We start from the raw sequence: 22991 nt of genomic DNA on the forward strand, positions 1-22991 counted from the left end.
GTGTCAACCGTTTGGTTGAAATCGGGACAAAGGGTTTGCCCGGATGCGTTCGCGCCCTCGAATGGTGCGGTGGAATCAGGCGCGCAGACCGGCCATGGCGAAGGCCACGACGTGCGCGCGGTAGGCGCCCACCGCGTCGGCCGACGAGAGATCGCGGCTGAAGATGGACGACAGGGTCAGGCGGTTGGAGAAGAAGAAATACGACATGCCGGCGACCGAGATGTAGAGCTCCACCGGGTCGATGCCACGGCGGAACACGCGCGCGCGGATGCCGCGCGCCAGGGTCTTGGCGATGAGCTCGATCAGCGGCGAATTGGTGTCGCGGATCGCGCTGGAATCGCGCACATGCCGCGCGCCTTGCGCGTTCTCGTGGTTGAGCAGGCCGATGAAGTCGGGGTGCTCGGCGAGGTAGTCGAACGAGAAACCGATCAGCCTGGCCATCGCCTCCTCGGGCTGCATGTCGCCCAGCTTCAGGCTGCGTTCCTGCGTGCGGATCTCGGTGTAGACCACCTCGAGCGCGGCGCGGTAGAGGTCTTCCTTGCTGCCGAAGTAGTAGTAGATCAGCTGCTTGTTGACGCCGGCGCGGGCCGCGATCTCGTTGACGCGCGCGCCCGTCAGCCCCTTGGCGGAAAACTCCGCGCGGGCCGCCGCGAGGATGGCCGAACGGGCGGCGCTGCTGTCGGCATCGGTGGGGCTGGAAGCGGAAGCGCGGCGTGGTGGCATCGTGGTCTGCGGCTGGCTGTGCGGTGGGGCGGATTATGTGCACGGTCTCTCGTTAGGTTGAAAATCGCATCACTTGAACAAAAGTAATGCAAATATTAAACTCATACTTCATGAACCAGTCTGACCACATCCTCGAACTGGCCCGGCACCGGCGTGTGCTGCGGGCCGCGGACGTGCGCGAGCAGGGTTGGTCGCCACAGCTTCTGATCCGGCTTCACCACGCAGGCAAGCTGCAACGGTTCGCGCGGGGCCTGTACGGGCTGCCCGACGCCGACATCACCGAACATCAAACGCTGATCGAGGTCTGCCAGCGTGTGCCAAAGGCCGTGCTGTGCCTGCTGACTGCGCTGCAATTCCATGAGATCGGCACGCAACTGCCGCACGATGTGTGGATCGCGCTGCCCGAGGCAACGCAGGCACCGGTGCTGAGCTACCCGACGCTGCGCATCACGCGCCTGCGGGGCGCCGCGTACAGCGAGGGCATCCAGACCGTGATCGACCACGGGACGCCCATCCGCGTGTACAGCGCGGCCAAGACGGTGACCGACTGCTTCAAGTTCCGCAACAAGATCGGCCTGGACGTGGCGCTGGAGGCACTGAAAGACGCCTGGCGCACCCGCAAGGTCACCATGGCCGAGCTGAGCCACTTTGCCAAAATCAACCGGGTGGAGCGTGTCATGCAGCCCTACCTGGAGGCGGTGACGCAATGACCGGCAACCGCTCGGCATCCATCCTGGCCCGGCTGCTGACGCTCGCCAAACAGCGCGGTGATGACTACAACCTGCTGCTCAACCGGTTTGGCACGGAGCGCCTGCTGGCTCGCATCAGCCTGTCTCCCCATGCCGACCGCTTCCTGCTCAAAGGCGCCCTGCTCTTTGCGCTGTGGTACGACACCCCGCACCGCCCGACAAGGGACGCCGACCTGCTGGGCTTCGGCCCCGACGATGAGGCCAACCTGATCGCCACCTTCCGCGAAGTCGCCGCCATGGACCTGGGCGACGGCATGGTGTTCGACCCCGACTCCGTGAAGGCCGATGCCATTCGCGAAGACAACACCTACGGCGGCACCCGCATCCGGCTGGTGGCACGCCTGGGCTCCGCGCGCTGCGCCCTGCAGATCGACGTGGGCTTCGGTGATGCCGTGACGCCGGGACCGCAGACCGTGGCGTACCCCACCTTGCTGGGGGACTTTCCAGCCTCCATGCTGCGGGTGTATCCGGTCTACACCGTGATCGCCGAGAAGTACCAGGCCATGGTGATGCTGGGGCAGGCGAACAGCCGCATGAAGGACTTCTTCGATCTCGCGGTGATTGCCCGGCGCACGGAACTGGAGGGCGCCACGCTGGCCGCAGCCATCGCCGCCACCTTTGCCCGGCGCCAGACGGCACTGCCGACCGAGCGGCCCTTGGCACTGACCCGGCAGTTCAGCGAAGACGGCGCCAAGCTGCGCCAGTGGCAGGCCTTCCTGAGCAAGAACCGCATCGCGGCAGCCAGCCTTGGAGACACCGTCGCGTTGCTGGATGACCTGCTGTGCGCAACCCACCGAGGTCGCCGCCGCCCACAGTCAGGCAACGGCCACCTGGCGCCCTGAAGCCTCACGGTGGGTATGAGCAGCGGGTCCGGTCAAGGCAAACGCGCGATTCGTTTTTCGAGCAGGCGGTAGAAGCCGTCGATGTCCACCGCGTTGACCCACAGCGTGTTGGCCTTGCGCTTGGTGTAGCCGCGGAAGTCCACCACGGTGGCGCCGCTGGTGAATTCGCCCCGGGTCTCGATGTCCACCGGCACGCGCGCGCCCTTGAACAGCTCGGGCTGCAGCAGGTAGGCGATGACGCAGGGGTCGTACATCGGGCCCACCTTCACACCCCGGCGGCGCATGGCGTAGTCCATGGCCGAGTCCAGGATGTCGGCGACCACCTTGCCGGCGTTGTTGCCCATCTGGCGGAAGGGCGCGATGCGCTCGGGCGTGACGAGCACGCGCCGCGCGGCGTCGTGCGAGATCGCCGTGACCGGCACGCCGCTGCGGAACACCACCGACGCGGCCTCCGGGTCGGCGTACAGGTTGAAGGTGGCGGCCGGCGTGATGTTGCCGCCCACGCCCCACGAGCCACCGAGCACCACCACCTCGCTGATGGCGGCCTTGATGTCCGGCGCCATGTTGAGCGCGGCGGCGATGTTGGTCAGCGGGCCCAGGCCCACCACCACCACGCTGGCGGGCGCGGCGGCGCGCAGGGTGCTGATGAGGTAGTCCACCGCGTGGCCGGGCGCGAGCGGGCCGCGCGGCTCGTGCAGCGTGGGGCCGTCCAGGCCGGTCTTGCCGTGCACGTCGTCGGCGAAGATGGGGTCGCGGATCAGCGGCCGGGGGTAGCCGGCGTACACCGGCACCTCGGTGCGCCCGGCCCAGTCGCGCACGCGGCGCGTGTTCTTCTCGGTCACGCTCAGGGGCATGTTGCCCACCGAGACGGTGAGCGCGCGCACGTCCAGCCGCTCGGGCGCGGCCAGCGCGAAGAGCAGCGCGATGGCGTCGTCCTGGCCCGGGTCGGTGTCGATGATCACGGTGCGTTTCGTCGCCGGAATGGCTGGCAGCTGCTGCGCCGCCACGCCCAGCAGCACCTGGGTCTGCGCGTCCTGCGCGAACGCGGGCAGCAGGCCGGTGGCGGCCACGCCGGCCAGGGCCAGCGAACCGGTGGAAAGAAAACCGCGACGGGAAGCCAGGTCGATGGGCATGTTGTTTCAGTCCTTCAGGTTGAGGGTGGGCACCAGCTTCTGGTTGCGCGCGAATTCGGCCTGGGCAAAGCCGCCCAGCGCCTCGGGGGGATCCGCTGCCCGGCAGGGCGCCCTGCTCGGCGAGGCGGGCGCGCACGTCGGGGTCTTTCAGCGCGTCGTTGAGCGCTTCGTTGAGCTTGCTCACGATGGCGCCGGGCGTGCCCTTGGGCGCGAAGATGCCGGTCCAGGTGAGCACGTCGTAGCCCTTGAGGCCGGGCATCTCGTCGAAGGTGGGCACGTCGGGCAGCGAGGCGATGCGCTGCTTGCCGGTCACGCCCAGCGCCTTGAGGCTGCCGGCGCGCACGTGGGGAATGCTGCTCGCGCTGACCAGCATCGGCCAGGTCCACCTGCTTGCCCATCACGTCGTTGGCGATCTGCGCGCCGCCCCGGTAGGGCACGTGCGTGACGAAGATGCCCGAGCGCTGCTTGAGCTGTTCCATGGCGAGGTGCAGCACGGTGCCCACGCCCGAGGTGGCGTAGGTGTATTTGCCGGGCTCGGCCTTGGCGAGCTTGACGAAGTCGGCGTAGCTCTTGATCGGCAGGTCGGTGCGCGCCACCAGCAGCATGGGCGCGGTGTTGAGCATGCCCACGGGCACCAAGTCCTTGAGCGGGTCGAAGCGGTAGGCCGCCGGGTTGGCCAGCTTGCCGATGGCGATGGCGCTGTCGGGACCGGCCACCAGGGTGTAGCCATCGGGCGCGGCGTTCACGGCTTTCTGCAGGCCGATGGCGCCGCCGGCGCCGGCCACGTTCTCGATCACCACGGTCTGGTTGAGGCGCTCGCCCAGTTTGGTGGCGACCTGGCGGGCGATGAAGTCCACGCTGCCGCCGGCCGTGAACGGCACGATCAGCGTCACCGGTTTGGCCGTGGGCCAGGCGGGGCCCTGGGCGTGGGCCGAGAAGGCCAGCAGCAGCGAGGCGGCGAGGACGAGGCTTGAGCGTTCGTGGGCCATGGGGGTCTTTCAGGTGGGGATGGAAGCGGAAGAAAAAGAAGCGGCGCGCAGTGCGTCGAACTCGGCGGACCACTCGGTGCGCCAGCGGCGGCGCTGCGTGTCGTCGATCCACGCGCCGTCCAGGCCGTTGTGCATGAAGCCGCGCAGGTCGTCGAGGTGGAAACCGAAGTCGCGCACCATCATGGTCCACGCGCCGGTGGGCGTGACGTGGTGCAGGGTGGGGTCGTCGGTGTTGGGGTGGATGCGCAGGCCCAGGCCGGGCATGCGACGGATCGGGTGGTCCAGCGCCCAGCGCTCGGGCGGCAGCGTGCGCAGGTAGTAGGAGTTGGTGGGCACCACGGTGAACAGCACGCCGCGCCCGGCGCAGTAGCGCGCGAACTCCGGGTCGTCCACCACGGTGTAGCCGTGGTCGATGCGGTCCACCTGCAGCAGTTCCAGGGCGGTGCGCACGTTGGTCCAGGGCATGCCGAACTCGCCCGCGTGCGCGGTGGTCTTGAGGCCGGCGCGCCGCGCGTTCTGGTACGCCTGCGCGAACAGCTCGGGCGGGCGCTCGTTCTCGCGGTAGTCGATGCCGATGCCGATCACCTCGTCGCAGCGGTGCGCGCCGACCCACTCCACCATCTCGGTGGCGGCCTGCGGGCTGGCTTCGCGGTCCACTGCGGCGATGAGGCGGCCCACGATGCCCAGCGGCCGCTCGGCGTCGCGGATGGCCTGCACGATCGCGTCCTGCGCGGCGGCATAGGGAATGCCGGAGACCTGCACCGTGCCGGTGGGGTTCCAGAAGAACTCGGCATAACGCACGTGGTGCGCGGCCGCGTCTTCCAGGTACTCGATGGTGAGGCGGTAGAGGTCGGCCGGGGTGCGCACCAGTTGCGCGTCCAGCGAGCGCAGCACGCGCAGCACGCCCACGGGTTTTTCGCCACGGGTGTAGAAGCCGGCCACTTCTTCGTCCGTCAGCGGCGCGCCGGCGCGGCGGTTCAGCTCGGCGAAGGTGTCGCGCCGCACCGTGCCGAACAGATGGCAGTGCAGCTCCATCTTCGGGATGGCCTGCAGAAAGCGGTCCAGGGCCTGGTCGGCCGGGTCGGTCGTGGGGGGCATGCGGCCAGTCTAGGCAGGCGTGCTTGATAAGAGAAGTTTTAAGTTTCTATAATTTCATTCATCCGATTTATCACCAGGCCGCCGTGGAAAACCCCGCCATCCGCGCGCTCACGCTGCGCCACCTGCAGTTCTTTTCCGTGCTGATGCAGGAAGGCCACTTCGGCCGCGCGGCCAAGCGGCTGGCCATCACGCAGCCGGCGCTGAGCAACGCCATCAAGCAGATGGAGAAGCTGCTGGGCGCGCAGCTGCTCACGCGCAACACCCACCGGCTGGAGATCACGCCGCTGGGCACCGAGGTGCTGGCGCGCACCGACTTTCTCGTCAACACCGTGGACCTGGCCCTGCAGGACATCCACCACGTGGTGCAGCGCGGCCGCGCGCTGGTGCGCGTGGGCGTGATCCCCTCGGCCAGCACGCGGCTGGCGGCGGCGGTCAACGCCTTCAAGCCCACGGGCGGGCCGGCGGTGGAATTCGTCTGGCGCGACGCGCCCTCCACCGTGCTGCTGCAGGAGGTGCGCGAAGGCCGGCTGGACCTGGCCCTGGCCGCCATCACCGAGCCGCCGGGCGGCCTCACCTGCATCGACCTCTTTCAAGACCCGCTGGTGCTGGTGGTGCGGCGCGACCACCCCTTGGCGCGCGAGGGCAAGGCGAGCTGGAAGGCCATCGGCCATGAACGCCTGGTGCTGTTCGAAAGCGGCAGCATGCCCGCCCTGGGCGAGCCGGCGCGCGCGCAGTTCGGCCAGCAGGGCGCGCAGGCGCCGTACCACGTGCGTTACTCGGAAACGCTGTACGCCCTGGTGCGCGGCGGCATGGCGCTGGGCCTCATGCCCCAGCTCTACACCACCTCGCTGCACGACCCCGAGCTGGCCGTGCTCGCGCTGCAGGACCCGCGCATCGAACGCCGCGTGGTGCTGGTCTACCGGCCCGGCCCCATGCGCAACGCGGCGGCGAAAGACTTCATCGACTTCCTGCGCGAGCACCTCACCCAGCCGAAGAAGCCGAAGGTGAGGCGCTTCACGCGCAAGGCCGGACCGAAGCTCAGTCCAGGCTGACGTTGGCCGCCTTGGCCACCGCGCTCCAGTCCGCCCCCTCGGCCTTGATGACCGCCGCCGTCTCCTCGGGGCTGCGCCCGGTCACGTGCAAACCCTGCGCGTCCAGGCTCTTCTGGAACTCGGGGTCCGAGGTGATGGCCTTGATTTCGGCGGACAGCCGCGCGATCACCGCCGGCGGCGTGCCCGTGGGCGCGTACAGGCCGATCCACGCGTTGCGCGCGGTGCCCAGGCCCTGGTTCTTCAGCAGCGGCACACCGGCGAAGCGCGGCGACGGCGTGTCACCCAGCACGGCCAGCGCGCGCAGCTTGCCCGCGTCGATGTGCTGCGCCACCAGCGAGTACGACAGGCTCGACACCTGCACCTGGTCGCCCAGCAGGCCGTTGAGCGCGGGCCCACCGCCCTGGTAGGGCACGTCCACGATGCGCGCGCCCAGCTTCTCGTTGACCTGCGCCATGAACAGGTGCGACGAGCTGCCGATGCCGAAATGGCCCCAGTTCAGCTTGCCCGGGTGGGCGCGGTCGTACTGCACCAGCTCCTGGATGCTGCGGATCGGCAGGCCCGCGCTCACCACCACGGCGGTGTCGATGCGGCTGATCTCCGAGATCGGCGCGAAATCGCCCACCGCGTACGGCAGCTTCTTGTAGATCGCGGGGTTGATCACCAGCGTGTCGCTCAGCAGGATACACAGCGTGTGCCCGTCGGGCGCGGCGGACTTGCAGGCGTTGGCGCCGATGATGCCGTTGCCGCCCGCGCGGTTCTCCACCATCACCGGCTGGCCGAGCTGTTTCGAGAGCCGGTCGCTCACGCGCCGCGCCACGAGATCCACCGGGCCACCGGCCGCGAGCGGCACGATCACCTTCACGGCGCGGCTCGGGTAGGCGGTCTGCGCGCCGCAGGTGCCGGCGAACAGGGCCAGCGCGAGGGTCAGGAAAGCACTTGTCTTCATGGCTCAGTCCCCTCAGTCCAGTTGAATGCCGGTCTGGCGCACCAGCTCGCCCCAGACCTCGCGGTCCTTCTTCAGGAAGGCGGCGAACTCTTCCGGTGTCTGCGCGCGGGTGCGCATGGCCATGGTCTGGTTCTGCTCGCGCATGGCGGGGGTCTGCATCGCGGCGGTGATCTGCGCGTTGAGCTTGTTGACGATGCCGCGCGGCGTGCCGGCCGGCGCCATGAGGCCGAACCAGGTGAAGGTGCCGGGGTCGCCCACGCCGGCCTCGGTCAGCGTCGGCACCTCGGGCAGCTGCGCGGAGCGCGTGGGCGCCAGCACCGCCAGGGCGCGCATCTTGCCGGCCTTGGCCTGCGCCACGATGCCGGGGTTGCCCACCGACACGTAGAGCACCTGGATGTCGCCCGTGAGGAAGGCCTGCATCATCGGGCCGAAGCCGTTGAAGGGCACGTGCAGCAGGTCGGTCTTGGTGGCGCGCTTGAGCCACTCCATGGTGAGGTGCGTGTCCGAGCCGTTGCCGAACGATCCGTAGGCCAGCTTGCCCGGGTGCTTCTGCGCGTGCGCGATCAGCTCCTTCATGCTGTTCACCGGCACCGAGGGCGAGACGAGGAAGACCATGTCCGGCACCACCAGCGGCGTGACCGCCTCGAAGTCCTTCGCGGCGTCGTAGGGCAGCTTGCGGTAGAGGTGCGGGTTGATCGACAACGAACTGCCGCTGACCACGCACAGCGTGCTGCCGTCGGGCGGGGCCTTGGCGCAGGTGTCGGTGCCGATGATGGTGTTGGCGCCGGGCCGGTTCTCCACCACGAAGGAGGGGCCGTTCTTCTCGGTGAGGATCTGGCTCAGCAGCCGCGTCACCACGTCGGGCGCGCCGCCCGCGCCCAGCGGCACGATGAGGCGCACGGGCTTGGTGGGGTAGGCTGCCTCGGGCTGTGCCCAGGCGGGGGCCGCGCAGGCCAGGGCCAGCGCGCCGACCGCCAGGCGGCCCAGGCCCATCCAGCTTGTCGTTGTCTTCATGTCTCTTGTCTCCTTGTTATCAAAAATCCGGAACAGGGTTCGCCTAGCCCGAGAGGTGCCGGCCCGCGCGCTGAATGCGATCGGCCAGCAGGCCGGCCGGCGCGCCGGCGGCCAGCAGGATGACCAGCTTGGTCAGGAACAGCTCGCGCTGCGGCGCGGGCACCTGGTCGATCGCGCCGGCGAGGTCGACGAAATCGCGTTCGGCAAAGGTGGCCGAAGAAGAGGCGTTGTCGGTGGTGGTGCTCATTGCAGTTCCTCGGTGCGGGCGGCGCACAGGGCGATGTTCAGGGCTTCGTCCACCTGCTCGGGCGTGGCCTCGCGCCAGCGCGCGGCCACCCGGTTGTCGGGGCGGACGAGATAACAGCTGCCCGGGCGCGCGTCGAACAGCCGGCCCACGGTGCTGTCCGCCTCGAAGCCCAGCACCTGCAGCGGCAGGGCGGCGAAGCGCGCGGCGTCGGTGAAAGCGATCAGCGTGAAGCGCGGGCCGAAGCGGTCGTACAGGCGTTCGCCCGCCGCGCCGACCACGGCATCGGGCACCAGCGCGCCTGGGCGGCAGGCGGGCCCGAAGTCGCCGCCGGCGTCCGCCGTGTTGAGCTGGCTGTCGGTGCAGTCGTGCGGCGGCGTGGCGTAGGGGTCGAACAGGTTGCCCAGGAAGTTCTCGCTCAGCGAGAGCGAGAGGATCGCCTCGCGCACCAGCGCAATGCCCGGCGAGGGCGTGGTGATGAAGATGGTGGTGCGCGTGAGCTCAGCCAGCGTGGCCAGCAGCGCGCCCCGGCGCTCCTGCGTGTACGAGTCCAGCAGCTGCGGGTCGGACACGCCCTGGACCACGCGCGCCAGCTTCCAGGCCAGGTTGTGCGCGTCTTCGTAACCGTGGTTCACGCCGCGCCCGCCGAAGATCGGCACCTGGTGCGCCGCGTCGCCCGCGAACAGCACGCGCCCCGTGTTGTAGGTGGGCAGCGACACCGCGTTGGCCTTGTAGACCGAGGTCAGCACCAGCTCGTAGTTCGGCTCGATGCCCATCAGCTCGAAGTGCGCGCGGATGCGCGCATGCACCTGCGCGGGCTGCATCTCGGTCTCGGCGTCCTGGTCGTCCATCAGCTGGAAGTCCAGCCGCCACATGTCGAACGGCGCCTTGTGCATCAGCACCGTCTTGCCCGGCAGGTAGGGCGGGCTGAAGAACAGGCGCCGGCCTTCGGGCAGCGGCTCCTTGCAGAGGATGTCGTTGATGACGAAGCGCTGCGAATACGAGGTGCCCTCGTAGTCGATGCCCACGCTGCGCCGTGTGAGGCCGCGCGGGCCGTCGGCCGCCACGAGGTAGGCCGCGTCCAGCGTGCAGGCGCCCTCGGGCGTGGACACCGAGAGCCGCACCCCCTCGTCGCCCGCCTCGATCTGCGTCACCGTGTGCTGGTAGCGCACGTCCGACAGGCCGCTGGCCAGCAGCTCGTCGAGCAGCAGCTGTTCCATCCAGCACTGCTGCAGGTTGGTCTGGCCGTGTTTCTCGTGCGGCGGCGAGGCGATGTTCATCGAATGCACCTCCTGGCGGCCATAGAAGGTCCAGCCGGCCGACCAGGTGAGCGACTTCTCGAGCACGCGCTCGCCCACGCCGAGCTGGTCCAGGATCTGCATCGAGCGCCGGCTCATGGCCAGCGCGCGGCTGCCCTTGGAAATCGTGTCGCGCGCTTCGAGCACCACGGTGCGCACGCCCTCGCGGGCCAGGCCGAGCGCGGTGGCCAGGCCGACGGGGCCGGCGCCCACGATCACCACCTCGGCCGATGCGTTGTCCAGGCTGGCGAGCGGTTGGAGCGGCAGGGTTTGCCAGTTGAAATACATGGGAGGTTCTCTTTCTCTCTCAACGAAGAAAAGCGAGCAGGGCCCGGTTGAAGGCCTCGGGCTGCTCCAGGTTGCTCAGGTGGCCGGCGCGCTCGATGCGCGCGTGCGCCACGCCAGGGATGCGCGCCAGCAGCTGGCGCGTGACCGGCTCGGGGTACACGCGGTCCTGGTCCGAGGTGATCACCAGCGTGGGGCAGGCGATCTGCTCCAGGCGGTCGCCCCGGTCCTGCCGCGTAGAGGCGACCAGCACCGCCAGGTAGTTCTTCAGGCGGATGCGCTGCATCGCCTCGGCCGCGCTGCGCAGCGCCTCGGGCGCGGCGTCGGGCGCGCACATGGCGCGGGCCTGGTCCATGCCGAAACTGGCCGGCACCTGCCCACCCTGAAACGCCGCCGAGCGCTCGGCGATGAAGCGGTCCACCTCGTCGGCCCCCATCGCGTCAAAACCCGGGCTGCTGTCTGCCAGCACCAGCGAGGCCACGCGCTCGGGGTGGCGCAGCGCCAGCGAGCGCGCCACGCGGCTGCCCATGGACAGGCCCACCAGGTGCGCGCGCGGCACCTGGAAATGGTCCAGCACCGCCAGCAGGTCGGCGCCGAAATCGCGGTGAAAGTCCAGCGCGCCTTCAATGTCGCCGCTGCCGCCGTAGCCGCGCAGGTCCACGCTGGCGGCGGTGAAGCCCTGCTGCGCCAGCGCCTTCATCTGCGCCCGCCAGGTGTGGCGGTCACCGCCCATGCCGTGCACCATGAGCACCAGCGGCCCCTGGCCGGCCACGCTCACCGCCAGGTGCGGCGACGGCGGCGTGCGCGCCACGGTGATCGTCTGCGAGTCCATGGCCCGGCTCAGCCCCGCGCCGGCAGGGCCAGCGCGTCGATCAGCACAAACGCCACCGAGGCCGGCGCCGCCGTGCGGTTGCTCCAGCCGTGGCTGGTGCCGCGCTGCACCAGCACGTCGCCGGTTTTCAGCAGCGTCTCGCCCTCGTCCATCACCGCCCAGATCTCGCCCGAGAGCACGATGGCGTAATCCACCGACGCGGTGGTGTGCATGCCCACCGTCTTGCCCTTGCGGGTGGCCGAGCCGGCCAGGTCGTGGCCCATCGCGGCGAAGGCCGCGTGCTCGTCCCAGCCGTCCATGTAGCCCGCGTCGGGCGGGAACTGCACCACGCGGAACACGCTGCCGCCGGCGGGCGGGGCCAGCGTCACGTCCCCGCAGGGTTCGGCGGCGTCGCTGTTGTCGGCGGGGGTGCGAAAGGTTTTCCAGAGGTCCGTCACCACCGGGCCGGTGGCCGTCGTCCTCAACACGAACGGCGAAGCGCCGTCCTGCACGATCACCGAGCGGCCCGCCGCGTCGTGACCCGTCACCACACGGCGCACCGCGCCGAGCTTGTCTGTAGCCATGGTCTGTCTCCTTGAGCCGCGATGGTAGGGACGGCGCCGGATATGCGATACATGAGAATCGACATGGCAGTTCAACGACAATCGTTGAACTCGAACCCGACCCCGATGGAGCCCGCATGGACCTGAAACTGGTGGACTGTTTTCTGCGCGTGGTCGAAGCCGGCAGCATCAACAAGGCCGCGCTCGACATGGAGATCACCCAGCCCGCGCTCTCGCGCCGGCTCAACGCGCTCGAGCACGACCTCGGCATCCAGCTGCTGGTGCGCGAAGCGCGCGGCGTGAAACTCACCGAAGCCGGCACCCTGCTCTACAACGGCGCGCGGCCCCTGCTGCGCCAGGCCGAGCTGCTGCGCGACGAGCTCGGGCGCGAGGCGCGCACGCAGGTCTCCATCGGCCTGCCGTTCTCCATGCACCGGCTCATCACCGCGCCCTTTGCCGCCGCCGAGATCCAGCAGCGCTCGGCCGTGTCGCTGCGCATCTACGAAGGCTTCATCCACCACCTTCGCGAGTGGCAGCACCAGGGCCTGGTGGACGTGGCGATCATGGACTTCGAGGAAGGCAGCTCACCGCTGCACGACCAGACCCCGCTGGTGCGCGAGCCCCTGCTGCTGGTGGGCCCGGTGGACGCCGGCCTGCGCCCCGACCGCCCCGCCAGCGCCGAGAAGCTGGGCGCGTGCAAGCTCATCCTGCCGGGGCGGCCCAACCTCGTGCGCAAGAGCGTGGACGCCTACCTGAAACGCCACGGCCAGAAGTTTCGCCGCGCGGCCGACGCGGAGACCCTGCAGCTCTGCCTGTCGCTCGTGAAAGACGGGCTGGGCTACACCGTGATGCCCTACTGCGCGATGCACGACTTCCCGCAGATGAGCGAACTCAGCGCCACGCCCATCAAGGGCCTGACCATCACCTGGTCGCTCTACGTGAGCCAGGCGCGCCGCCACAGCGCGGGCGTGCGCTCCACCGCGTTGAGCCTGCAGCGCATGATGCTCGGCTTGGTCGAGCGCGGCGAGTGGCCGCTGGCGCAGGCGGTGGCTACTTGAAGAAGCGCTCCATCAGGCCTTCCTTCTTGATCTTGTCCGTGCGGTCCTGCTGCTTCTGCTCGGCCGGGCTCATGGCGGCCTGGTTGCAGCGCGCGGCCGCGCGTGGGAAGTCCTTCGCGCACACCTGGGCGCGGCGCTTGGCTTCGTCCCAGCCCTTGGTTTCGCCGTAGAAGCGCACGGCATACGGCATGGCTTCCTCGGCCCGGCTGAAGTACGCCAGGCCCTGGTCCACCACGCGTTGCGCGGCGGGCACCTGGCGGTTGTCCTTCAGCTTGCTGCTGCGCTCCTTGTAGGTGATCCAGGCGCGGTCGGCCTCGGCGTTGAAGTTCGCTTCCAGCATCTGGCTGGGGTCGGCCGGGCGCGGGGTGCGGGGTGCCGGCGGCGCTTCGTTGGTCGCGACGTACAGCGCGAACAGGGGCACGGCGTGCGAGGCCGTGGGCGCCGCCACCGCCTTGCGCGCGGTTTCGAGCGCGTCCGGCGCGTTCGGGGCGTCGATCACCTTGAAGGCCAGCGCGTAGTTGCGCAGCAGGTTCGCGGTGTTGCGCTCCTGGCGCGCGGCGTCCAGCGGCTTCTTCTTGGCCTCCCGCTCCACGGCGATCGCCGGGAAGGCGGCGGCGGTTTCCGCCATCGCGTCCAGCCGCTTGAGGGTGGACGGGTGCGAGCCGGCCACCTTCTCGAAGCCCTTGGTGAGCTCGAAGGACAACTGGCTGGCCGCGGCGGCCACCTCACCCTGCGCGGCGGCGCCGGTAGCGGCAATGCCCTGGTTCAGCGGGTTGTTGGCCGCCGCACCGGGCCGGGGAGCCGGCGCGGTGGCGGCCTGCGCGCGGATCGCGGCCAGCAGGGCTTCCTGCTGCAGTTTCTCGCGCTTCTCCTGCTCGTCTTCCCAGGTGGCCAGCCGCTCCAGGAACGCCTTGATCCCGTGCTCGTAGGAATACCCGAGCTTGTGCGTGAGGCTGAGGCTGAAACGGTCCGCCGCGCTCTCTTCGGACTGGCTGTAGATGGTGGTCACCAGCCCGCGCCCGAGCGTGTAGGTGGTGAGCAGCGTGTCCACCTTGTTCCAGCGCGCCGCCTCGCCGGTCTTGAGCGTCAGGCCCACGCCCAGCCCGAGCACCGAGGTCACGGTGTCGGCGTCGGCCACCGCGCTTTCCAGCTGGTGGTAGTGCAGGTAGATGTGCGCGAACTCGTGGCTGAGCAGGGCGACAAGTTCGTCTTCGCTCTCCATGTCGGTCAACCACGACAGCGAGATGTAGATGTTGCCGGCGCCGGTGGCATAGGCGTCGAGCGCGTGGCTGGCCAGCACGTGCACGCCGCCGGGCCAGTTGGGCACGCCGGCGGCGGTCTTGATGCGCTTGAGCAGGCCGTTCAGGTAGCGCTGCAGCTCGGGGGCGTTGACCAGCCCGAAACCGCGGGCGCGCTGGTTGAGCACGTCTTGCCGCACGTCGGGCCAGGTGCGCGCCACCGGCGGCGGCAGTTCGGCCAGCGGGTTGCTGGGCCCCGAACCGCGGATCTGGGATATGACGGGCAGCGAGGCAATGCTCTGCGGCATGGTCTCGCAGCCGGCCAGCAAGCCCACCGCGAGCAAAGCCGCTGCCAATGCGGGTGCGCCACCACCCGGAAGCCGGCGACGGTCAGCACGCATTCTTGCCGGCTCCGGGGGTGCTGGTGGTCTGCGTGGTGGGCGCGATGCGGGCGGTGGTGCAGCCGGCCGAACTCCCCCGGCTGATGCGCACCTGCGGCCCTCTCACCCAGTAGTCTTTTCCTTTGTAGTTCACCCGGTGATGGCCCGCCTTGGTCTCCAGCACGTTCATCGGCAAGTCGGCCAGCGTGGCTCGCGTGTCCGTGCCCGAGTCGCCCACGTTGTTGTACAGATCCAGGGTGGTCTGGTTGCTGGGCATCAGGCCCACGATTTGGGACTGCGCCACAGCCCATGGGCTGGCGAAGACCGCGAAAAGACCGATTGCAATGACCTGATTTTTCAAGAGACACCTCGCCTGAAATCTCAAAACAATGGGTGAATTCACATGGAAGGCGTTGCCCGCCTGGGCCGCGCAGTGGGCTCGAACAGAAAGTTCTTCAACCGCCGGACCACGTCCAACCCCTCGGCCACCAGCGTCATGCCCACCAGCTCCGCCACCGGCACCATCCCGATCCGAAAAACTTTTTGTAACAACGCGATCAGAATCATGGCGGCAATGGTCTGCAGCGTCAATCGAACGATCCAGCCCAGCCCCTTCAAAAGCCGCGGGGTGGCCCATTTGGCCCATTCAGGCGATGCCCGGTAGCGCCTGCGCCAACGCTGAAAGTCCGGAAACGCATGGAGGTGGCGCCAGAACGCCCACACCCGGCGCCGCACCAGGTTCCACAGCAGGTGGATCAGAAAGACCACGGCCACCACCACCAGGGACGGCAGGAACAGCTCCTTGCGCGAGGGCTTGTCCCATTCGGCGCTGACCAGGTACCGGTCGCCAAAAGTCAGGAAATTGTCCAGCGCCATGGCGTGCACGTGAATCCCGGGCAGCAGCCCGTGCACGGGCGAGTGAACAAAGTCGTTGTAGCCCGGCACGTTCGCCCCCACCATGACGAACTTGTCCTTCAGGTGGGCATTGATCTCCACCGGGTTCATGACATTCAACTGGTCCATCGACAAGGTGGCGTGGTAAGGGCACAGCGGCAGCTTGTGCTCGGGCTCCCAGAGTTTGCGCAACACCCCGGGAATCAGGCGCGACCAGCTCGGCTCACCCCGGACGCAGTTCTTCAGGGTCGCGGCGCGCTGCTCCTTGGCCGAGTTGAGGCCCCACACCAGCGCCATCGGGCCCACCTCCGGGCCCAGTTTCTTGTCCAGCTGGGCCATGGCCAGGGCGGCGCTGCGGTAGGTGGGATCCCCCGGGCCGCCTGGGCCGTGGTGCCAACCCTCGACGGTGCGGTGGCGGCTCAGCTCGTAAGTCCAGGCCAGGCCGTCGAGCGGATCGGGGAAATAGTCCACCCCCACCAGGGTGGCGCACGCCGCCATGCCCTTGTCATTCATGAGTTCCTTGCGCACCGCCAACGGTGTGATCCCGTTGGACGGCAGCGCCGCCAGAAACACCGGGACCGCATGCTCCTTCTTCTTCGGGTTCTGGATCTCGCACAGCGCTTCGGCCAGTTGCGAGATCGTCTTGTCGTCTCGCACCTGGCCGAACGTGATGTCCAGAAAAATGGCCTTGGGCAGCGCGTTCGTGTCTGCCACCAGGCGCTTGAGGTTGCTGGCGTGCTCCCCGTAGCTGATGGGCCAGGCGCTGCCCGTGCCGGTGAGAAATTCTTCGTCGTACAGAAGAACGGTGATCTGGTCGCGGGCTTGCGAGGGATAACTCCATTGCGCGGTGAGCGGCGCCTGGGCCCGGGCGAGGAAGCGCGTCAACACCGCGCCCTTGGCATTCAATGCATCGCCGATCGCCAGAAAGACGATCGACACCAGCATGAGCATCACGACCGACAGCAAAAGAATGGGCCACCGTGGGCAGCGCCATTGCTTGCTGTTGTCGCAAAAACTCAAGGCCTCCTTCAGCCACTGAAAGCGCGCTTGCTCACCCACATCAGCCCCCCGCCCAATGCCATGCGATCAGCCATGATCAAGGGCCGCGCCGCGAATTGCAAGCAAATGTATGCAGCGCGCGATGCGCGGCCTGCGGGCCCGGGGGGCGCGCCGGCTAGGGGCGCGGCAGCGGTGCGGGGGCAAGCCCCTGGCGCATCAGCAGCTCCACGCTGCCGCCGCCTTTCGGCGTGCCGCGGGCGTTGTTGTTCTTGTCGCCATCGCTGCCGTCCAGAAACACGAACTCGTCGCAGGCCGCCACGAAGGCGGGCGAAGCGCTGTGCTGGCCGAAGCCGTAGACCACGTGTCCGTGCTCCTGAATGCGACCCACGAGGCCGACGAAATCGCTGTCGCAAGACGCGATGCAGATGCCGTCCACCCGGCCCCGGTGCAGCCGCTCCATCACGTCCATGATGAGCGCGGCGTCGCTCGCGTTCTTGCCCTGCGAGTAGTGGAACTGCTGCACCGGCCGGATGCCCAGCGGATGCAACCACTTCTTCCAGGAGAGCAGGAAGTCGGTGGTCCAGTCGCCATACGCGCAGCACAGCGTGGGCCTGCCGCGCTGGTTCACCAGCCGCATGAGCTGCTCGGCGTGCTGGCCGCTCACGTTCTCGGCGTCGATGTAGACGGCCAGGCGCGGGCGGCGACGATGGTGGTGGGAGAGATGAGACGAAGAAATGCGGGGATGTTGCATGTGCCTTCCCTATCAGGTGGGTGATACCACCGCCCCCTTTGTGAGAGGGCGGTGGCCCGAACGGGTTGGCATACCGGGACGATTACTCAGGACCGGCGAGCCTCGCGGCTCCCCGTCCGGGCCACCAAAAAAGCGGTAGGCACAGACGGAGATAGCCGCAGCGCGTGAGCGTTGCAGCTATCTCGGTGAGTATTCGTCTTCGGGATGCCAATCCCGGTCGTACTTTCGATGTACGACGCGGTGAGTATAGGGCAGCTTGGCAAGGGAACGATTGAGAGCCTAGGTTGTGATCAACCGCTGGTTATCTCATGATAGATCGCACAGACCAACTAGCAACCCTGCCATTGCCAACTCTTTTAACCATTCTTCACAGCAACAAGATCTATTTCAGAATGGGCCCTTATCTGTTCAGTGGCGGTTCGGGCCCCTCAGCACAGAAAAGCTCCGACGAAATTTCCGCAAGTCACTTTAATGGAATACTCTTGACCTTAAGTAATCAGAAGACATAGTTGGTATGGGAGGAAAACCAAAGAGTCTGAGTTCACTTATTGATAAGCACGAAATTCGTTTCAAATGCCTCTCCTGCGCTCATCAGCTTTCGATTGGCCTTCATACACAACTTACAACTACTCCGGCCTTATCACAAGAGGAGTTCAATGCCTACTTTTGCTGCACCTTCGCTTTGAAGTTCTTGAATTGCGATGCATTGGCCGACGCTGTTGTTTCCACTAAGGACTGAAACTTTACGATTGCAGCCTCGCTTCGTTCCAAGCTCTTGAGACCATCGTTTAGGGCCTCTTCCAAGTGAATTGCAAGGGGCGCTGTAAGCTCCACAATTTCAGACCAAATTTTTTGCGCATCCTTCGGCGATACACGATCTCCGAACGAAAGACGATACAAGTTAGATACTCTTTTCCCAAGGAATGTCTCGATACAAGCGGCAAGGGCACTAACGAGAAGATAAATGGAACCTCGCTTGCGGAAAAACGCTAGTTGTTTATCTTCAGTCTTGGTCAATGCAGAATTTGATCTGTTTTTCTGCGTAAGCGTAAGTTTCCTTTGCTCTACCGCCCTCAGAAGGCTGAAGGAGAACACGATATGTGTGGCAGAAGTCTCCTCATTGAAGTACCTAGAATAGAGGCGGTCGTTGATCCAGATATTTGTTTTCTGGTTGTAGGCCGTCACTGGATCGCCGTGAAATGCAGCCAAACTTTGGCCAACAGTATACGAGGGAAGTAGATTTGGTCGCCGTGCAATAGCATCGCCAGAACCGCCTCTTCGACCACCTTCATACTCTGCGTTCGGAATCCTGCTCATCTGATCCTTTAGTCGCTTTTGTACGCTATCGGTACTTCTAAAGTCGGATGCAGTCACTTTATTCTGACTGTTGTTGAACTGAATGATGCTGTGGACCAAATCACTATCACTGGTCTTAACAAACCTAGCGGGGATTTGAAGTTTTGAACTAGGCACCTTGGAAAGTGAACCGAGAGCGCCGGTGGTCTGAGCACCATTAACAATCGACATACCTGAGATCTTCAGTTGCTGCTTCCGCCCAACATTGATCAGCTCAAAATCATTAACCAGGATTGTCAGTCCATTGTTGTAAACCCAAAAATTCTGCGGCTCACCTTCAGCCGTCTTCTTGATACCATTATTAATATTTGAGTCACTAGATCTCGATCCAAGATAATCTCTCACATTGGCCGAGAAAATTTTGGTTTTATGTTTCTTGTAAGTTCGATGCAGAAATACTGCTGGAACAGAGGTTACAAATGCATTCCAATCCGTTTCCGCCACCTCGTAACCGTGAGGGATATCAATGAGAAATTCATCATTGACAAGAATCGGGGAAAGTGTTTCGCTATACCAAGTCTCGAATGTGGCACGGCCAACTTCGGACACTGAGGTAGCCACATTTCGCTCAGAAAAATGACGTTTGAGAGCGGCAACAGCTGTCTCTTCGACAGTCTTGAGTTCGCTTTTTACCTGAGTGGATTCAGGAAGATTATGGACATACCAAATATAGAGCTTCTTTATTTCACCATTGTCTATTCCTTGACGAAGCTGCATTGCGGCTGATCGAATTCGCTCCGGCAACTCTTTCGATGATGCCTGAAGAAGCCAGCTGATTGCAGTATTGAGATCAGAGGCTTTATTCGCTGGCGCGCTCTGCTTTTGCCTTGTCGCGAGGTAGCATTGCGTAACGACAGCGTAGCCTTCATTCTCATCAATGTAGACAATGTCACATTTTTTATCATCACTCCCATCGGTGATAGCATCCGCCGCCACTGTGGCTAGGTCTTCTATATTGAACCGTAACCCAAGCGCGAAGAGTCCTAGAGCGTTGTCTCCGTAGGCTGTAAGGTCTGTTCTAGCTTGGTAGGCTGTCTCCCATGCCTTTGTCATTTCATTCCCTTGAATCTTGATGAAGGAGCTGAAAATATAGCCCGAATCTGCAAAGAACGATGGGGCATGCTGAGATCGATAGCTGGGGCTGTGCCAAAGTTGGCAATGTTTGGCAACAAGCCACGAGCCAGACGAACTATGCCGCTGACAAATAAAAGGACTCTTCCGCCTTGTGGAAGCCTGTGTCCCCCATAAATTTTTCGTCGTCGTTGCGAGGGCGAGATTTTTGGGCGCTGTAGTGTCAGTCCATCACCCAGAGGTGGGCAGGTACGTGTAAACAATTCATTCGATTGAACTTTCACTGCAAGACTTTCTTTCAATCCAACACCGGCACCGGCAACCTCGCTTCCACCCCTAAATCCCCCCGCCTCCCACGCCGCGCGCACTCCCGCGCCGCATCCCAACAAAAACAACCACTTAGAAGCGCTCCCCAGGGTATTCCCGGACATGGAGCGGGCTGGCGCACGACTTGCAAATCAGCGTGTCGCCCCCCGCCCCCAACAAAGCACCGGAGACATCCCGTCATGGAAACCTTCTACGAGGTCATGCGCCGCAAAGGCATTTCGCGCCGCAGCTTTCTCAAATACTGCTCGCTCACGGCCACCTCGCTGGGGTTGGCGCCTTCCTTTGTGCCGCAGATCGCGCACGCCATGGAAAACAAGCCGCGCACACCGGTGCTGTGGCTGCACGGGCTGGAATGCACCTGCTGCACCGAATCGTTCATCCGCAGCGCCCACCCGCTGGCCAAAGACGTGGTGCTCTCCATGATCTCGCTGGACTACGACGACACGCTCATGGCCGCCGCCGGCCACCAGGCCGAGGCGATCCTCGAAGAGATCATGACGAAGTACAAGGGCCAGTACATCCTGGCCGTGGAAGGCAACCCGCCGCTGAACGAAGACGGCATGTTCTGCATCCAGTCGGGCAAGCCTTTCGTTGAAAAGCTCAAGCACGTGGCGAAGGACGCCAAGGCCATCATCGCCTGGGGTTCGTGCGCTTCCTGGGGTTGCGTGCAGGCGGCCAAGCCGAACCCGACGCAGGCCACGCCGATCCACAAGGTGATCACCGACAAGCCCATCATCAAGGTGCCGGGCTGCCCGCCCATCCCCGAGGTGATGACGGGTGTCATCACCTACATGCTCACCTTCGACCGCGTGCCCGAGCTGGACCGCCAAGGCCGCCCGAAGATGTTTTACAGCCAGCGCATCCACGACAAGTGCTACCGCCGCCCGCATTTCGACGCGGGCCAGTTCGTGGAGGCGTGGGACGACGAGTCCGCACGCAAGGGCTATTGCCTCTACAAGGTGGGCTGCAAGGGCCCCACCACCTACAACGCCTGCTCCACCGTGCAGTGGAACGAGGGCACGAGCTTCCCCATCAAGGCGGGCCACGGCTGCATCGGCTGTTCGGAAGACGGCTTCTGGGACAAGGGTTCGTTCTACGACCGCCTGACCGACATCCACGCCTTCGGCATCGAAGCCAACGCCGACCAGATCGGCGCCACCGCCGCCGGCGTGGTGGGCGCGGCCGTGGCGGCGCATGCCGCCATCTCGGTGCGCAAGCGCGCCCGCGACACCCGCAAGACCGACGCACCCGCCAGCCACTGACACCCCACAACCAGAACGAACACGAGGAACACCAGATGGGTGCTTACGAAACTCAAGGCTTCCGCATGGACAACACGGGCCGGCGCATCGTCGTCGACCCGGTGACGCGCATCGAAGGCCACATGCGCTGCGAGGTGAACCTCGACAGCAACAACGTGATCCGCAACGCGGTGTCCACCGGCACCATGTGGCGCGGGCTGGAGGTGATCCTGAAGGGCCGCGACCCGCGCGACGCCTGGGCGTTCGTGGAACGCATCTGCGGCGTGTGCACCGGCTGCCACGCGCTGGCCTCGGTGCGCGCGGTGGAAGACGCGCTGGGCATCCGCATTCCGCTGAATGCCCACCTCATCCGCGAGATGATGGCCAAGACGCTGCAGGTACACGACCACGCGGTGCATTTCTACCACCTGCACGCGCTGGACTGGGTGGACGTGGTCTCGTGCCTGAAGGCGGACCCGAAGAAGACCAGCGATCTGCAGCACATCGTGTCGCCTTCGCACCCGCTGTCGTCGCCGGGCTACTTCCGCGACGTGCAGAACCGGCTCAAGAAGTTCGTGGAGAGCGGCCAGCTCGGCCCCTTCGCGAACGGCTACTGGGGCTCCAAGGCCTATGTGCTGCCGCCCGAGGCCAACCTGATGGCCGTCACCCACTACCTGGAGGCGCTGGACCTGCAGAAGGAATGGGTGAAGGTGCACACCATCTTCGGCGGCAAGAACCCGCACCCGAACTACCTGGTGGGCGGCGTGCCCTGCGCGATCAACATCGATGGCAACGGCGCGGCCGGCGCCCCGATCAACATGGAGCGGCTGAATTTCGTGCAGGCCCGCATCCAGGAGATGATCGATTTCAACAACAACGTCTACATCCCGGACGTGCTGGCCATCGGCACCATCTACAAGCAAGCCGGCTGGCTGTACGGCGGCGGCCTCTCGGCCACCAACGTGGCGGACTACGGCACGTATGAGAAGGTGCCTTACGACCACAGCACGCACCAGCTGCCCGGCGGCGTGATCCTGAATGGCGACTGGAACAAGATCCACGAGATCGACCCGCGCGACCCCGAGCAGGTGCAGGAGTTCGTGACGCACAGCTGGTACAAGTACGGCGACGAAACCAAGGGCCTGCACCCCTGGGACGGCGTGACCGAGGCCAACTACACGCCCGAGGGCCCGAACTTCAAGGGCACGCGCACCAAGATCGAGAACCTCGACGAGTCGGCCAAGTACTCGTGGATCAAGTCGCCGCGCTGGCGCGGCCACGCGGTGGAGGTGGGCCCGCTCTCGCGCTACATCCTGGGCTATGCGCATGCCACGCAAGGCAACAAGTTCTGCCAGCGCGTGAAGCAGCAGGTGGACGAGGCCGCGGTGGCGATCAACAGCGCCATCCCGAAGGCGCTGGGCATGCCCGAGACCAAGTACAGCGCCAAGCAGCTGCTGCCCACCACCATCGGCCGCACGCTGGCGCGCGCGCTGGAGAGCCAGTACGCCGCCGAGATGATGATGGACGACTTCAAGCAGCTGGTCGGCAACATCAAGGCCGGCGACACCAGCACGGCCAACATCGAGAAGTGGGACCCGAGCACCTGGCCGAAGGAGGCCAAGGGCGTGGGCACGGTGGCCGCGCCGCGCGGCATGCTGGGCCACTGGATCCGCATCAAGGACGGCAAGATCGAGAACTACCAGTGCGTGGTGCCCACCACCTGGAACGGCTCGCCGCGCGACCACAAGGGCCAGATCGGCGCCTTCGAGGCCTCGCTGATGAACACGCCCATGGTCAACCCCGAGCAGCCGCTGGAGATCCTGCGCACGCTGCACAGCTTCGACCCCTGCCTGGCCTGCTCCACCCACGTGATGAGCGAAGACGGCCAGGAGATGAGCCACGTCACGGTTCGCTGAACGCCCCCACAAG

Annotated in this window: 19 protein-coding genes and 3 pseudogenes; 6 read left to right on the forward strand and 16 right to left on the reverse strand. The window is 65.8% G+C overall.

The window, feature by feature from the left end; genetic code table 11:
- Window positions 1-75 precede the first annotated feature (75 nt).
- Window positions 76-723: a TetR/AcrR family transcriptional regulator gene (locus tag ACFJI0_RS23415; RefSeq protein ID WP_382322529.1), complete on the reverse strand. Its 648-nt coding sequence runs from the start codon at window positions 721-723 to the stop codon at window positions 76-78.
- A gap of 110 nt (window positions 724-833) precedes the next feature.
- Between ACFJI0_RS23415 and ACFJI0_RS23420 the strand changes: the two genes are divergently transcribed.
- Both ACFJI0_RS23420 and ACFJI0_RS23425 read left to right on the forward strand, forming a co-directional pair.
- Entirely contained in the window at window positions 834-1433 is a 600-nt protein-coding gene (locus tag ACFJI0_RS23420; RefSeq protein WP_382322530.1) for a type IV toxin-antitoxin system AbiEi family antitoxin domain-containing protein, read from the forward strand.
- A pseudogene (locus ACFJI0_RS23425) lies at window positions 1430-2333 on the forward strand (nucleotidyl transferase AbiEii/AbiGii toxin family protein). Before ACFJI0_RS23420 ends, ACFJI0_RS23425 begins: the two are co-directional and overlap by 4 nt.
- A 13-nt stretch (window positions 2334-2346) precedes the next feature.
- On the opposite strand, the gene ACFJI0_RS23430 reads toward ACFJI0_RS23425, so the two are convergent.
- The 4 genes and pseudogenes from ACFJI0_RS23430 to ACFJI0_RS23445 form a co-directional block, all read right to left on the reverse strand.
- A complete protein-coding gene (locus ACFJI0_RS23430; RefSeq protein ID WP_382322531.1) occupies window positions 2347-3447 on the reverse strand; it encodes a nucleoside hydrolase in 1101 nt (366 codons plus the stop codon).
- Window positions 3448-3610: 163 nt separating this feature from the next.
- Window positions 3611-3820, reverse strand: a pseudogene (locus tag ACFJI0_RS23435) (tripartite tricarboxylate transporter substrate-binding protein); the annotation flags it as partial.
- Between the two features lie 61 nt (window positions 3821-3881).
- Window positions 3882-4436: pseudogene (locus ACFJI0_RS23440) on the reverse strand (Bug family tripartite tricarboxylate transporter substrate binding protein); the annotation flags it as partial.
- Window positions 4437-4445: 9 nt separating this feature from the next.
- The gene (locus ACFJI0_RS23445; RefSeq protein ID WP_382322532.1) at window positions 4446-5534 is read right to left on the reverse strand and encodes an adenosine deaminase; all 1089 of its coding nucleotides are present in this window, start codon (window positions 5532-5534) and stop codon (window positions 4446-4448) included.
- A gap of 83 nt (window positions 5535-5617) precedes the next feature.
- Here ACFJI0_RS23445 and ACFJI0_RS23450 point away from each other — a divergent pair, with 83 nt between their 5' ends.
- Window positions 5618-6586 (forward strand): LysR family transcriptional regulator, encoded by a 969-nt coding sequence (locus ACFJI0_RS23450; protein WP_382322533.1) that lies wholly within the window; start codon window positions 5618-5620, stop codon window positions 6584-6586.
- On the opposite strand, the gene ACFJI0_RS23455 is transcribed toward ACFJI0_RS23450, so the two are convergent.
- From ACFJI0_RS23455 to ACFJI0_RS23480, 6 genes are read right to left on the reverse strand one after another with little or no spacing between them, the layout of a single operon-like run.
- Window positions 6573-7532, reverse strand: a complete 960-nt coding sequence (locus ACFJI0_RS23455; protein WP_382322534.1) for a Bug family tripartite tricarboxylate transporter substrate binding protein — start codon at window positions 7530-7532, stop codon at window positions 6573-6575. The genes ACFJI0_RS23450 and ACFJI0_RS23455 overlap by 14 nt on opposite strands.
- Before the next feature lie 12 nt (window positions 7533-7544).
- Entirely contained in the window at window positions 7545-8546 is a 1002-nt protein-coding gene (locus ACFJI0_RS23460; protein WP_382322535.1) for a Bug family tripartite tricarboxylate transporter substrate binding protein, read from the reverse strand.
- Between the two features lie 43 nt (window positions 8547-8589).
- Entirely contained in the window at window positions 8590-8793 is a 204-nt protein-coding gene (locus ACFJI0_RS23465) for a hypothetical protein (protein WP_382322536.1), read from the reverse strand.
- Window positions 8790-10376: an FAD-dependent oxidoreductase gene (locus ACFJI0_RS23470; RefSeq protein ID WP_382322537.1), complete on the reverse strand. Its 1587-nt coding sequence runs from the start codon at window positions 10374-10376 to the stop codon at window positions 8790-8792. The genes ACFJI0_RS23465 and ACFJI0_RS23470 overlap by 4 nt, the downstream gene beginning before the upstream one ends.
- A 19-nt stretch (window positions 10377-10395) precedes the next feature.
- Complete coding sequence (locus ACFJI0_RS23475) at window positions 10396-11205, reverse strand: alpha/beta fold hydrolase (protein WP_382322538.1); 810 nt, start codon at window positions 11203-11205, stop codon at window positions 10396-10398.
- An 8-nt stretch (window positions 11206-11213) separates the two neighbouring features.
- Window positions 11214-11768 carry a cupin domain-containing protein gene (locus ACFJI0_RS23480; RefSeq protein ID WP_382322539.1) on the reverse strand — a complete coding sequence of 185 codons (555 nt, stop codon included), beginning with the start codon at window positions 11766-11768 and terminating at the stop codon, window positions 11214-11216.
- 116 nt (window positions 11769-11884) lie between these two features.
- On the opposite strand from ACFJI0_RS23480, the gene ACFJI0_RS23485 reads away from it, so the two are divergent.
- On the forward strand, window positions 11885-12805 hold the full coding sequence (locus tag ACFJI0_RS23485; RefSeq protein ID WP_382322540.1) for a LysR family transcriptional regulator: 921 nt from the start codon (window positions 11885-11887) through the stop codon (window positions 12803-12805).
- Here ACFJI0_RS23485 and ACFJI0_RS23490 read toward each other — a convergent pair.
- The 5 genes from ACFJI0_RS23490 to ACFJI0_RS23510 all read right to left on the reverse strand — a co-directional run bounded on the left by ACFJI0_RS23490 (window position 12798) and on the right by ACFJI0_RS23510 (window position 19476).
- Window positions 12798-14444, reverse strand: a complete 1647-nt coding sequence (locus ACFJI0_RS23490) for a M48 family metallopeptidase (protein WP_382322541.1) — start codon at window positions 14442-14444, stop codon at window positions 12798-12800. The two genes, ACFJI0_RS23485 and ACFJI0_RS23490, sit on opposite strands and share 8 nt — an antisense overlap.
- Window positions 14434-14727 (reverse strand): hypothetical protein, encoded by a 294-nt coding sequence (locus tag ACFJI0_RS23495; protein WP_382322542.1) that lies wholly within the window; start codon window positions 14725-14727, stop codon window positions 14434-14436. Before ACFJI0_RS23495 ends, ACFJI0_RS23490 begins: the two co-directional genes overlap by 11 nt.
- 95 nt (window positions 14728-14822) lie before the next feature.
- Window positions 14823-16262 carry a CHASE2 domain-containing protein gene (locus tag ACFJI0_RS23500; RefSeq protein WP_382322543.1) on the reverse strand — a complete coding sequence of 480 codons (1440 nt, stop codon included), beginning with the start codon at window positions 16260-16262 and terminating at the stop codon, window positions 14823-14825.
- Between the two features lie 229 nt (window positions 16263-16491).
- On the reverse strand, window positions 16492-17067 hold the full coding sequence (locus ACFJI0_RS23505; RefSeq protein WP_382322544.1) for an NYN domain-containing protein: 576 nt from the start codon (window positions 17065-17067) through the stop codon (window positions 16492-16494).
- Between the two features lie 660 nt (window positions 17068-17727).
- Window positions 17728-19476, reverse strand: a complete 1749-nt coding sequence (locus tag ACFJI0_RS23510; protein WP_382322545.1) for an AIPR family protein — start codon at window positions 19474-19476, stop codon at window positions 17728-17730.
- A gap of 524 nt (window positions 19477-20000) precedes the next feature.
- Between ACFJI0_RS23510 and ACFJI0_RS23515 the strand changes: the two genes are divergently transcribed.
- Entirely contained in the window at window positions 20001-21083 is a 1083-nt protein-coding gene (locus tag ACFJI0_RS23515; protein ID WP_382322546.1) for a hydrogenase small subunit, read from the forward strand.
- A 35-nt stretch (window positions 21084-21118) separates the two neighbouring features.
- Complete coding sequence (locus ACFJI0_RS23520) at window positions 21119-22978, forward strand: nickel-dependent hydrogenase large subunit (RefSeq protein WP_382322547.1); 1860 nt, start codon at window positions 21119-21121, stop codon at window positions 22976-22978.
- The last annotated feature ends 13 nt before the right edge of the window (window positions 22979-22991 follow it).

The sequence above is a fragment of the Hydrogenophaga sp. UC242_53 genome, from assembly GCF_042696965.1.
In the GTDB taxonomy this organism is placed as follows: Bacteria; Pseudomonadota; Gammaproteobacteria; order Burkholderiales; family Burkholderiaceae_C; genus Hydrogenophaga.